The following is a 12,508-nucleotide window of genomic DNA, read 5'->3' on the forward strand; positions in this document are numbered from 1 at the left end:
CGCGACGTCATCCGCAAGTTCGACGGGCTCGAGGACACGCTGGACGTCAGCAGCCTCGCCGCCAGCATGGATGACATGACCTTCAGGTCATACCGGGGCGGAACCGGCATCGTGATCACGTTCGAGGGTGACTCCGCCCCTTCGGACAAGATCATCCTGCTCGACGTCGCGTACCAATCACTGACCGAGGGCAACTTCCTGTTCTAGAAACGGCGCCTGCATCGAGCAGGACATCAGGCAATTGCCAGCCCATGGACCGAACCGGATCGCGCAGCCGGACCGGTTCATGGGCCTTGCCGTGAGGCGCCTCGCGGAACGGGCGCCCGCCCGTTCCAAACAACCTTCACCCCTCGCCCTCCCCCGCCAGCGACCATTCCAGCACGCGGGCGAGGTGGTCGTAGTCGCCGTAGGACTTGGCGAATTTCGGGTAGGGACGGGAGACGTAGGCCGCGTCGCCGGCCATGAAGCGGGCGACGAGGCCGCGGAAGCGTCGCTCGTGCTCCTCCACGATGGCGTCCAGGGTCCGCGGGTCGCCGCGCGGCGGCTTGACCGGGAGGGGGGTGAACGGGTTCCGCCCGCCGGTGGCGTGGACGTAGAGCAGGTCCGGCGTTTCCTCGCTGCGCGGAACGCCCTCGAAGGCGCCCGCCTTCAGCATCGCCGCCTCCAGGGTCAGCTGGGGCGAGAAGCCGGCGAAGACCTCCTTGTTGCTGGGCGGCTGGCCGGTCTTGAAATCGACGATGCAGGCGGTCCCGTCGCGGCGCTGCTCGATCCGGTCGGCCCGCCCGCGCAGGGTGAAGATCTCCTTGCCCATGGGCAGAGCCCACCTTCCCGACATCTCCGGCCGCACCCGCGTGAGGGCGGGACGACGCTCGGCCTCCCAGTCCAGGTATTCGGCGGCGATCCGGCCGTAGCGCGGCCACCACTCGGCATAGAGTTCGGGAAAGGTGTCGGCGATATCGGCGAATTCCGCCTGCGCCAGGGCATTCAGGCGTTCGGCGGCGTCCTCGGGCAATATCTCGGGATGGGCCTCGGCGAAGTCGCCGAGGATCGCGTGGATCAGCGTCCCCCGCTCGCTGGCACCGGGCCGCCCGGCGACGGGCTCCAGCGGATCGAGCCCGAGAACGTGGCGGGCGAAGATGACGTAGGGATCGCGCACCAGGGTCTCGACCTCGGTGACGCTCAAGGTCCGGGGAAACAGGGCCGGGTCGGGCTTCGGCTTCGGCTGGGTCAGGCGCGCCGGCACCGGGCCGGCACCTCGGTCGAGGGCGGCGACGTAGCCGCGGAAGCGCCGCCCCCTCTCGCGGGCGCGCTCCCAGCAGGCCTCGCCGGCAAAGGCCTGGAGCCGCTGGAGAAAGCGCGAGGGCACCGTCGGTGCGCCTTCGCGCTTGGCCGAGCGGGTGATGACGGCATCGTGGCAGCCGAGCGCCTGGACGAAATCATGGGCGGTCTGCCCGATCCGCCGCTCGGGGGGATTGAGGCCGATGCGTTCGCGCATGGGGCGGTTGAGGAAGGCGTCGGTCACCGTCTTCATCGGCCACACGCCCTCGTCGAGGCCGCCGAGCACGATGCGGTCGGCATCGAGCAACCGGGCTTCGAGGAGGCCGAGGATCCGCATGCGGGGATGGGGGCGTATCCCGCCGCAGGTCACCACCCGCTCGCGGGCGAGCGCGGTGAAGAAGGCCGGGTAATCGAGGGGCATTCCCGGCAACAGGCCCGGTTCCGACGTGGACAGGTCGTCGAACAGGGTGTCGAGGACACAGATCGCGTTGTCCTCCGGCGGCTCGTCCCCCTCGGCGGGCGCGATCAGCCGGTCGAAGACCGAGGCATGGCTGCGCCCCAGGGCGACGAGATCGACCCTGCCGCCCTCATCCGACCGGAGGAACCCGTCGAAAGCCTGTTCCAGGCGGTCGACGATCCGGGCCGCCAGATCCCAGTCGATGTCGGCGAGGCGGCGCTGGGCGCGGGGGATGCGTCCCTTCGCCGTCCGCCGGTCGGCGAGCACCCGGCGCAATCCGTCGAATCCGGGAGCCGGCGCCGGCCCGCGCAAGGCCCCGATCTCGAGGGCCGCCGCACCGCGCCGGACCTCGTCGCGCGTCATGCCGAGGCGAACCAGCGGATGGGCGAGGAGGGCGATCACCCGATGCGGCTGCAGGTCCGCCGCCATTTCGGCCGCCATGCGCGCCAGGCGCCCGGCCGGACTGACGGAGAGCGCCTCCCCGGCGGAATCCTCGGCGACGATCCCCCAGCGCGCGAGTTCGGCCGCCACCCGTCTGGCGAGGTTGCGGTCGGGGGTGACGAGGGCGGCCGTGGCGCCGGGCGTCTCGAGGGTCTCGCGCAGGGCGATGGCGGCGGCCAGGGCCTCCTCCCGCTCATCGGCGGCTTCGATCACCGCGATGCCCGCCATTCCGGTATCGGCGGTCTCGCGGCGCGCCTCGGGCGACAGCTCCGACCAGGCATCGGTGGTCTCGGCCGGGCGCAGAGCCTGCGACAGCAGCGCCGTCCGTGCCCGGTCCCGAGGCGCCGGCTCCCCCAGCGCCGTGATCGCTCCGCGACCGAGGGCGAGACAGCCGGGGCCGAGAAGGCGATGCAGGATGGCCTGGGGATGGCCGTGGGCGATCTCGCGATCCGCCCCCTCCCCCGTCTCGATGGCGTCCCAACCGGCCTCGTCGAGGTCGGTATCGAGGCCCGGCAGCACCACCGCCCCCCTCGGCAGGGTGGCGACGGCCGCGATGAGCTTTGCGGTCGCGGGCACCGACCCGGTGGAACCGGCGATGATGACCGGGTCGCCGGGCTTGTCACGCATCAGCCGCGTCGCCTCCGCGAGGATGAGCGTGCGCGAGCGCGCCACCGGATCGCTCAAGGCGCGGTCATGCAGGATCTTGGGCCAGTTCTCGGCGGCGATGCGCACGAAATCGAGGGTGAGGCCGAAATAATGCGAGTACTCGGCCTCCACCGCGCTGGCGATCTCGGTCCAGGCCACGCCCTCCACGGTGAGGGCGTCCATCAGCTTCTCGAGATCGGAGGCGAGGTAGACGGCGTCCGCCGGCGAGGAGGGAACGAGGAAGGGCACGTCGTCGCCCATGGGGAGGAGCTTGCGGTCGACGGTCTCGGCCCAGGCCTGGACGAGGCGGGCGAGGATCAGCCGGCGCTCCAGGGGCGGCATCGCCGGGGCGAGCTGGTCGGAGCCGTTCTCGATGAGCGGATTGGCGGCGACGTCGAGTTCGGCCTCATCCGCTTCGCCCAGCGGGATCAGGCGCGGCAGGAGCGCGCTGCCGAGCCGCTCGGCCAGGATCGCGGACAGGGCCCGCGTCGCGCGCCGCGTCGGCAGATAGAGGGTGACGCTGGCCAGGGCGAAGGGATCACCGGCGACGTTCCCGACGAGATGGCCGGAGATCAGCGCGTCGGCGAGGGTCGGCAGGAACGAGGCGCCGGGGGGGATCGTGAAGACGCGGGACTCCGTCATGTCGTCGTTCCGATCCTGCCCCTTCACTGCACCTGCGCGCTCGCCTTCACCCGCGCTTCGGCGGCCTCGATCGCCTCCGGGGTGCCGACGTGGAGCCATTGGCCGTCGAGGCGCAGGCCGAACAGGCGTTCCCGCTCGATGGCGCGGTCGAACAGCAGGTTGAGCGAGAACGCCCCCTCCGGCGTGCCGGCGAAGAGTTCGGGCTTGAGGATGGCGACACCGGCATAGATGAAGGGCGCGACCTCACGCTCGCCGCGACGCTGGAGGGCGCCACCGGCATTCATCACGAAATCCCCCTTGCCCTCGTAGCCGAGGCTCGTCGCCGTGGGTGCGACGAGGAGCAGAATGTCCATCCGCTCCGGCTCCCAGGTGTCGATGAGCCGGCCGAGATTGGGCTGAGGCCCTTCGAGCCAGAACGAATCCGAGTTGAGGACGACGAAGGGGTCCGTGCCCAGAAGCGGCAGGGCCTTCTTCACGCCGCCTCCGGTCTCGAGGAGGGCGTCGCGCTCGTCGGAGATCCGGATCGCCGGCGCCGTGCTGCGACGTGCCAGATGACCTTCGAGCAGGTCGGCGAGGTAATGGACGTTGACCACCGCCTCCCCGATCCCGGCCTCCGCCGCCCTGTCGAGGGCATGGTCGAGCAGGGCGCGGCCGGCCACTTCCACAAGGGGTTTGGGCACGGTCGCCGTGATCGGCCGCATGCGTTTGCCGAGGCCCGCCGCGAGGACGAAGGCGCGTTGGATGGCGGATACGGGGCTGTCGGACATTCCGTCGGCGTCTCGGGGGCGAGGGCTATGGCATCGGGTGCGGCGGCATCGTGGGGAACTCGCTCCTCGGGTCAAGCCCGAAAGCGCGGCCCCGCAGGGCAATCGCTCCACGCGCTCGCCCTGGCTTTCTCGCTGGCCTCGGTCACCGGCGCCCGCCTCCACGGGCTCAGGCCTCGCCCTCCTCCGCCGGCTCCTTGGCCACGAGATGGGGCAGATGCTCTTCGTGCCACAGGCGAATGCGGGTGAGCGCCGGATGGGCGAGGTTGCGGGCGAGATAGCCCTCGATCCGGGGCAGATGCGCGAGATAGGCCGGCTTGCCGTCCCGCTTGTCGAGCCGGGCGAAGATGCCGAGGATCTTGGTGGCGCGCTGGGCGGCCATCACCGCATAGGCCCGCGCGAAGCCCTGCATGTCGAAATCCGGCTCGCGACTGCGCCGTTCACGCACGTAGAGGCCGAGCAGGCGCAGTTCGAATTCGGCCGTGGCATCGACCCGGGCATCCTGCAGCAGGGAGGCGAGATCGTAGGCGGGGTGGCCGAGCACCGCGTCCTGGAAATCGATGACGCCGATGCGCTCCAGCCCTTCGCGTTCGGGCATCCAGATCAGGTTCGGCGAATGATAGTCGCGCAGGGTCCAGGTCGGACGTTCCGGCTCGACGCCGCGCAGCACCTCGGCCCAGAGCGCCACGAATTCGGAGCGGGCGGGTGCGGGCAGGGAGGTCCCGAGTACCGACGGGCAGTACCAATCCGGCAGGAGCTCGGTCTCGAACAGCAGCGCTTCGAGATCGTAGGGCGGCAGGACGTGGTCGACCCCATCGGCGACGGGGAGAACCCCGGGGAGCTCGGTGGCATGGAGCTTGGCCAGGAGGCGCACCGCCTCGGCATAGCGCTCGGGGCGCGGGCCATTGGCATCCACCACGGGTTCCGAGCCCAGATCCTCGATGATGAGCAGGCCTTCGTCGAGATCTTCGCCGTAGATGCGGGGTGCCGAGAAGCCGAGGGCGCGAAGACCACGGTCGACGCCGACGAAGGCGTGGACGCTCTCGGCCAGCTTGACGATGGCGCTGTAGGGCTTGCCGTTGCGCACCGGCGGCCCGTCCGGCCGCGCCGGGGAGATCATCAGCACGGCCCTGGTCCCGTCCGGTTTTACCAGACGCTCGTAGGCGCGCGAGGACGCATCGCCCTGCATGAGGATGCGCTCCGCCTCGTCCCAACCGCTGCGGTCGAGCAGGGCCCGCAGGGCGCGGGCGCGCTGCATGCGGGCGCGCATGCCGCCCTGGCCGTCGATGCGGGCAAAGCGCGAGCCCTCACCGAATTCCGGCCGCAGCGACAGGTCGACGGACAGGATAGGCCCATCACGCAAGCCGAGGCGCTCGGGCCATTCCACCAGGGTGATCGCGGTCTCGGTCATCTCGTCGAAGCCGAGTTCCACCAGCTCGTCCGGCCCGCGCAGGCGGTACAGGTCGGCATGGACGATCTGCCGGCCGTTCTTGCCTTCGTAGGGCTGGATCAGGGTGAAGGTCGGGCTCGGGACTTCGAGCTCAGGCTCGCCCGTGAGTTCGCGGATCAGCGCCCGCGCAAGGGTGGTCTTACCGCCGCCGAGTCCGCCGGACAGGGCGACGATGTCGCCCGGCAGCAGGAACTCCGCGAGAAAGCGGCCGAGATCCTCCGTGGCGCCCTCGTCGGGAAGGACGAAGGCCCAGGCGGCTTTGGTCTCGCGCCGGGGCTCGCCCGAACCGTCCTCACTCACCGCCACATCCTCCGTCCGCGCCAAGCAGGTTTCGCAAAAGTGGTCACCGGTTTTGCGTCCCAAAACCTGCGATACTTCAATGGCCTAAGCAAGGTGAAGCGTTAGCTCGACAACGCGAACCTGCTTAGCCGCGCTGCGGCCTCGAAGCCCGGCCACGCAATGGCCGAGACGTGAGGCGCGCCGCTCATCTTACGCAAGCATCCTTAATTAAAATCGCCACTCACCCTAAGGGCTGACGCATGTGCGGGCCAGCGGCGCGAGCGGGCCGACCTCGTTTTCACCGGGGATGGATCAGGGTCGATGAGGTCGCGGGAAGAAGTCTGGATGCTTCCAACGCCGGAATGGGCCTGACGTCCGGCTTAAGCCCCGCGGCGGACATTTCGTCGACGTGGCCTCGATGCACGTCGATCGGCGGCGTCATTCCGCCGCCGCGCGTTTCGGCTCCGCGACGTTGACGGGAAACGTGCAGGTCACGCGGGTGCCGCTCCCCGGCTTTGATGCGAGTTCCACCCGGCCGCCATGGAGCTCCACGAACGAGCGCACGATGGAGAGGCCGAGGCCGACGCCGCGATGGCGGGTTCCGAGGGTGCGGCTCTCGAAACGGTCGAACACCCGCGCGGCGACGTCTTCCGGCATGCCACGGCCCTCGTCGCGGACGGTCAGGGTGAGCTCCGTCTCCGTCCGGTGGGCCGTGACGCGAACCACCTGACCGGGTGACGAGAAGCCCACGGCGTTGGAGAGGAGGTTGAACAGGATCTGCCGCACGCGCTTTCCGTCGGCGACGAAACTGCCGATATCGGCGGGCATGTCGAGATCGAGGCCGATGGCGGATTCGGCCAGACGGTCCTCCAGGCCGCGGGCGGCCGCCTCCACCGTCGCCCGGACGTCGATGACCTCGCGGGCGAGTTCGAGGGAACCGGCATCGATCGAGGCGAGATCGAGAATGTCGTTGATCATCACGAGGAGCGCCCCCGAGGAGCGCATGATGTGATCGGAATATTCGCGCTGGCGCTCGTTGAGCGCGCCCACGGTCTCGTCGCCGAGAAGCTGGGTGAAGCCGATGATGTTGGTCAGCGGCGAGCGCAGTTCGTAGGAGACGTGGTGGACGAAGGTGTCGCGCAGCTGCGAAGCCCGTTCCAGGGCGTCGTTCTTGTCGGTCAGCGCCCGCTCCACGTTCACGCTGGCGGTGACGTCGATGAGGGTGAGCAGCGTCGCCCCCTCCGGCAGGGGCTGTGCGGCGCAGTCGAGCACCGTGCCGTCCACGATTTCCAGGCGGCAGGTGAGGCCGGCCCGGCTTTCCAGTCCGGTGATGGCGCCACGGATATCGAGCCAGGGCTCCTCGTCCGGCGACAACTTGCGGCAGACATCGATCACCGCATCGACGCGCGGACGCTCGCCGAGGGTCTCCTGCTCCAGGCGCCACAATGTCGAGAAGGCACGATTGGCGAAAGTCAGGCGGCCATCGGCGCCGAACACCGCCACCGGTTCCTTGAGCGTGTCCAGGGTCTCGGCCTGCACCCGCATCAGGGCATTGTAGCGGGATTCGAGCTTCACGTTCTCGGAGACGTCGTCGAACAGGTAGGTCAGGCCGCCCTGGGGATTGGGATCGGCGACCACACGCAGCGAGCGTCCATCGGGCGGATGCCACCAGGTTTCGCTGGCCTCCACGGCGCGGTAGGCGGCGAGCACGTCGGATTTCCACGCCTTGAAGTCGGCCTGTTCGGGAAGCTTCCGGGCGGCGCGCAGATGATCGAGGATCTCGCCGTCCAGGGGGCCGGAATCGAGGAAGGCCTGATCGAGGCTCCAGAGCTGGCGATAGGCGGCATTGTGGAAGATCAGCCGCTGGCGCGCGTCGAACATCGCCACGGCGGTGGGAAGCTGGTCGAGGGTGCGGACGTTGGCGTCCATCTGGCGCTGCAGGTCGGCGCGGACGCTCTCGAGTTCCGAGACGTCCACGGCGATGCCCACGCGGCCCGAATCGATGACGGCCTCGGTGACGTCGAGGATGCGCCGGCCGCCGGCCACCACCGCCGACAGGCGCTTTGCCGCCCTGCCCCCGGATGCCGTCCGGTCGCCATCGCTGCGGGCGATGAGGTCCCGCGCCTGACGGTCCAGGAGTTCGATCCCGCCGGCGATGGCCGTCTCGCGGCTTCCGGCTTCGACGGCGGCGACATAGGCCGTGTTGACCCAGGCCAGGCTGCCATCGCGGTTCCGGCGCCAGACCGGCTGGGGAATTGCGTCGAGGAGGCTCGCGAGGGCGGACAAGCCGCGCTTGGTCTCGTCGAGGGTCTCGCGCAATTCGGCGAGTTCGCGATGTTCCTCGGTGGTCTCGCGCAGGCGCAGCAGCGCCCGGCCGGCCAGGGGCTGCCCGTGCGCGTCGATGATCCGCCCCGATTGCGCCCGCACCGTCATCCGGAACCCGGCGCCGCGTTCGCGCAACGCATCGAGGGAGGCTTCGATCGCGCCCGCATCCGCCGGCACAAGCCAGGTTCCGAAAGCGAGGATGAGCCCGGCCGGGCCGGGCTTCACGCGGTTGCCGTCGAAGGCGAGGGTGAGGTCGCCTTCGATGATGGCCTCGCCGCGCCCCGACCATGTGACGATGACCTGCCGTTCGGAGCTGAGCAGCATCTCGGCCCGGTCCTCGGAGCCGCGCAGGGTATCCAGGTCGGCGATGAGGGCGCGCTCGCGCCGCGTCCACCGCCCGCGCTCGCGCAGATGCAGCAGGGACAGGATCGTCGCGAAAACCGTGAGACCGATGAGGATCGCGAGGCCGGTGGCATTGTGCATGTGCAGCGGCAGCCCGAAGCCCCACGATGATTGCTCGCCGGCATAGCCGGAGCCGAGCGTCGACGCACTCGGCACGGGCGCGGGCGCTCCATCGGCGGAGGCCGCCGCGGCCTGTCTCATCATCGCGATGCCCGTCGCGAAACCGACCGCGACAGAGACGACGGCAGCGGCGACACGCCCGTACAGGCGTGCCGTTTCATCGACCCTCATGACACGTACCGCCCCTACGAATCGTCGCTGAGGCGCAACTGCGCCCTACCCGCGACACGCCTCGAAAGGCGGCTGCGAGGTTACCTCCACATGAGGAATCACCCCACACTAGCGCGAGCCGGAATCCTGCCGGAAGAGGGTTAAGCTTAAGTTCACCATGTTGCCGACCGGTTGCCCGGACATCGGCGCAGAAAGGACACACTCGCGGCACCGCCTCGGCGCGGCGAGTGTGACGAAAAAGGCCCGGCGAGACGCCGGGCCTTTCTCACTCCGTATTCGCGGGCCGGCGAAAGTCGCCTTCCGCCCGTCCGATCAGTAGCGGTAATGGTCCGGCTTGAAGGGGCCGTTCTCGGAGACGCCGATATAGGCGGCCTGATCGGGACGGAGCTTCGAGAGCTTCACGCCGATCTTCTCGAGATGGAGCATCGCCACCTTCTCGTCGAGGGCCTTGGGCAGGGTGTAGACTTGGCGTTCGTACTTGCCCGGGTTGGTCCAGAGCTCGATCTGGGCGAGCGTCTGGTTGGTGAACGAGGCCGACATCACGAAGGACGGATGGCCGGTGGCGTTGCCGAGATTCACCAGGCGTCCCTCCGACAGGAGGATGATGCGGTGGCCGTCGGGGAAGGTGATCTCGTCCACCTGCGGCTTGATGTTCGACCACTGCATGTTCTTCAGGCCGGCGACCTGAATCTCGTTGTCGAAATGGCCGATGTTGCAGACGATGGCCCGGTCCTTCATCGCCCGCATGTGGTCGAGGGTGATGATGTCCTTGTTTCCCGTGGCGGTGACGAAGATGTCGGCGCGGGGCGCGGCATCTTCCATCGTCACGACCTCGTAGCCTTCCATGGCGGCCTGGAGGGCGCAGATCGGATCGACCTCGGAGACCAGCACGCGGCAGCCGGCATGGCGCAGCGACGAGGCCGAGCCCTTGCCGACATCGCCGAAGCCGGCGACCATGGCGACCTTGCCGGCCATCATCACGTCGGTGCCGCGGCGGATGCCGTCCACCAGGGACTCGCGGCAGCCGTAGAGGTTGTCGAACTTCGACTTGGTGACGGCGTCGTTCACGTTGATCGCCGGGAAGAGCAGCTTGCCTTCCTTGGCGAGATTGTAGAGGCGGTGCACGCCCGTTGTGGTCTCTTCCGAGACGCCCTTGATCGAATCGGCGAGGCCGGCGAACCAGCCCTTCGGCTTCTCGGCGAGCTTCTTCTTCAGGAGGGCGAAGAAGATCTCCTCTTCTTCCGACTCGGGCTTGTCGAGGAAGGCGGTGTCGCCGTTCTCGGCGCGGAGACCCAGATGGACGAACATCGTGGCGTCGCCGCCATCGTCGAGGATCATGTTCGGCATCGAGCCGTCATGCCAGTCGAACAGCTTGGAGGTGTAGTCCCAGTACTCGGTGAGCGTCTCGCCCTTGATGGCGAAGACCGGGATGCCGGCGGCGGCGATGGCGGCGGCGGCATGGTCCTGCGTCGAGTAGATGTTGCACGAGACCCAGCGGATGTCGGCGCCGAGCGCCTTCAGGGTCTCGATCAGCACGGCCGTCTGGATCGTCATGTGCAGCGAGCCGGCGATCTTCGCGCCCTTCAGGGGCTGCGACGGACCGTATTCCTCGCGGGTGGCCATCAGGCCCGGCATCTCGGTCTCGGCGATCGAAATTTCCTTGCGGCCGTAATCGGCCAGACCGATGTCCTTGACGATGTAATCCTGGGCCATGGGGTCGCTTCTCCGTCTCTCGCTTCGTTGTGGCGAGGCCTATAGCAGGCGAACCGGCGCGAAGCAATCAAGACATAAAGATGTCTTTATACGTGTTCCAGGCTGCACCGGTTTGGGATTGGGTTCGCGGGACAGGAAGGAAAGAGCGGATGGGACGCTTCACCGACGAGATGCGCGCACGCCTGCCGGCCGGCTTCACGCTGCCGCCGGAGATCGCCTCCCTGTTCGACTGGATCGAGGAGCGGGGCTTTCTGCACGAAAGCCAACGCGTGCCCGGCGACAGGTTCGGGACGCTTCAGCCGCTGGAACCGCCCTACCGGGGCGCGGTCGTTCTGTTCCGGGTCGAGCGGGAGGACGAGGCCCGCTCCTATGCCGAGGGCTGGTTCGGAAACCCGGACACTGCCGCGCGCCTGATCCCCTTCGCCCGGACGGGTGCGGACGGTTCCTACGCGGCCTTCTGGCTCGATGACGAAGGATGTCAGCGCATCGTCCATCTCGGATCCGAGGGCGACGGCCTCTGCGTGCTCGGACGGACGCCCCTCGATTTCCTGCGGCTCCTGGCCATCGGGCACAACGAGTTGGGGACCGGGCTCGCGCATCCCGACGCGGAGCCGGAGGACGAACCGGATTACGAGATGGAGGTGGACAACCCGCCCTTCCGGGATTGGCTGACGACGACCTACGGCGTGACGATCCCCAGAACGGTCTCGGAGATCGTACCGGCGCCGCCGGACAGTTTCGCCAAGGCGAGCGACGACCCGTTCTGGCAATGGGTTCGCCGGCTGCAGGAAGCCAGGGACGGGGCCGTTCCACCCGGTCCCTGACCCGCCCCCAAAGTCATTTCCGATGACCTGCCCGGCATCTGGCCGCCCGACGAGACCGTCCTCGGTGCGCTCAAGCGGTCGATGAGCCTCAGCCCTCGTCCCGCAACTGCCGCCGGATGATCTTGCCCGAGGTCGTCATCGGCAGGGACTCGCGAAACGCGATCTCGCGCGGATATTCGTGCGCGGAGAGGCGCGAGCGGACGAAGGCCTTGATCTCGTCGGCCAGGGCGTCGCTCGCGACAACCCCTTCCCGTAGGACCACGAAGGCCTTGACGATCTCGGTGCGGAGCGGGTCCGGCTTGCCCACCGCCGCCGCGGAGGCGACCGCCGGATGGCGCAGGAGGCAATCCTCGATCTCCACCGGGCCGATGCGGTAGGCCGCCGAGGTGATGAGGTCGTCCTCGCGGCCGATGAAATGGACGTAGCCGTCGGCATCCCGCCGGGCGGTGTCCCCGGTGAGCATCCACTCCCCGCGAAACTTGGCGGCGGTGGCCTCGGGCTGGTTCCAGTAGCCGAGGAACATCACCGGGTCGGGCCGGGCGACGCAGATCTCGCCGGGCTCGTCCACCGCCGCCTCGTTGCCGTCGACGCGCTGGATCATGACCCGGTGGCCGGGCACCGGCCGGCCGGTGGAGCCGGCGCGCGCGATCCCCGCCGCCTTGCAGGAGGCGAGGACGAGGTTGCACTCGGTCTGGCCGTAGGCCTCCCCGATGGTGAGGCCGAGTTCGCCGCGGACCCATTCGAAGGTTTCGGGCCCCAGGGCCTCGCCGGCCGAGGCGATGTTGCGCAGGCGTGAGAGGTCGAACCGCCCGCGCGGGTCGGGCACGCCGCGCAGCATCCGGAGGGCGGTGGGTGGCAGGAAGGTCGTGGTGATGCCGAGTTCGGCGATGAGCGCCAGGGCCGTCTCCGGCGCGAACCGCGCGGTGGCCCGCGCCACCACCGGCACGCCGTGATGCAGGCTCGGCAAGACCGCGTTGAGGAGCCCGCCCGCCCAGGC

7 protein-coding genes and 1 pseudogene are annotated in these 12,508 nt (G+C 69.0%); 2 read left to right on the forward strand and 6 right to left on the reverse strand.

The genetic code is table 11. The features are described 5' to 3' along the window. Positions 1 to 207, forward strand: a pseudogene (locus tag MBTS_RS16270) (calcium-binding protein); the annotation flags it as partial. Positions 208 to 343: 136 nt separating this feature from the next. Here MBTS_RS16270 and addB read toward each other — a convergent pair. The 5 genes from addB to ahcY form a co-directional block, all read right to left on the reverse strand. Then, complete coding sequence (addB, locus tag MBTS_RS16275) at positions 344 to 3,463, reverse strand: double-strand break repair protein AddB (RefSeq protein ID WP_192216022.1); 3,120 nt, start codon at positions 3,461 to 3,463, stop codon at positions 344 to 346. Positions 3,464 to 3,486: 23 nt separating this feature from the next. Next, positions 3,487 to 4,230 (reverse strand): nucleotidyltransferase family protein, encoded by a 744-nt coding sequence (locus MBTS_RS16280; protein WP_056142837.1) that lies wholly within the window; start codon positions 4,228 to 4,230, stop codon positions 3,487 to 3,489. Between the two features lie 166 nt (positions 4,231 to 4,396). Beyond that, entirely contained in the window at positions 4,397 to 5,983 is a 1,587-nt protein-coding gene (gene tsaE / locus MBTS_RS16285; protein WP_056142886.1) for a tRNA (adenosine(37)-N6)-threonylcarbamoyltransferase complex ATPase subunit type 1 TsaE, read from the reverse strand. A 411-nt stretch (positions 5,984 to 6,394) separates the two neighbouring features. Continuing rightward, entirely contained in the window at positions 6,395 to 8,974 is a 2,580-nt protein-coding gene (locus MBTS_RS16290) for a sensor histidine kinase (RefSeq protein ID WP_056252100.1), read from the reverse strand. A gap of 312 nt (positions 8,975 to 9,286) precedes the next feature. Continuing rightward, positions 9,287 to 10,687: an adenosylhomocysteinase gene (ahcY, locus tag MBTS_RS16295; protein ID WP_018042100.1), complete on the reverse strand. Its 1,401-nt coding sequence runs from the start codon at positions 10,685 to 10,687 to the stop codon at positions 9,287 to 9,289. 149 nt (positions 10,688 to 10,836) lie between these two features. Between ahcY and MBTS_RS16300 the strand changes: the two genes are divergently transcribed. After that, the gene (locus MBTS_RS16300; protein WP_192216023.1) at positions 10,837 to 11,511 is read left to right on the forward strand and encodes a hypothetical protein; all 675 of its coding nucleotides are present in this window, start codon (positions 10,837 to 10,839) and stop codon (positions 11,509 to 11,511) included. 88 nt (positions 11,512 to 11,599) lie between these two features. Here the strand turns inward: MBTS_RS16300 and MBTS_RS16305 are convergent. Continuing rightward, positions 11,600 to 12,508: AMP-binding protein (locus MBTS_RS16305; protein WP_192216024.1), on the reverse strand; the 909-nt coding region annotated here is incomplete at its 5' end.

The sequence above is a fragment of the Methylobacterium bullatum genome, assembly GCF_014845095.1.
In the GTDB taxonomy this organism is placed as follows: Bacteria; Pseudomonadota; Alphaproteobacteria; order Rhizobiales; family Beijerinckiaceae; genus Methylobacterium; species Methylobacterium bullatum.

Excerpts from the sequence above, each read along its gene's own strand:
- addB (WP_192216022.1), bottom strand. The coding sequence starts at position 3,463 with ATGACGGAGTCCCGCGTCTTCACGATCCCCCCCGGCGCCTCGTTCCTG.
- MBTS_RS16280 (WP_056142837.1), bottom strand. The coding sequence starts at position 4,230 with ATGTCCGACAGCCCCGTATCCGCCATCCAACGCGCCTTCGTCCTCGCG.
- MBTS_RS16290 (WP_056252100.1), bottom strand. The coding sequence starts at position 8,974 with ATGAGGGTCGATGAAACGGCACGCCTGTACGGGCGTGTCGCCGCTGCC.
- ahcY (WP_018042100.1), bottom strand. The coding sequence starts at position 10,687 with ATGGCCCAGGATTACATCGTCAAGGACATCGGTCTGGCCGATTACGGC.
- MBTS_RS16300 (WP_192216023.1), top strand. The coding sequence starts at position 10,837 with ATGGGACGCTTCACCGACGAGATGCGCGCACGCCTGCCGGCCGGCTTC.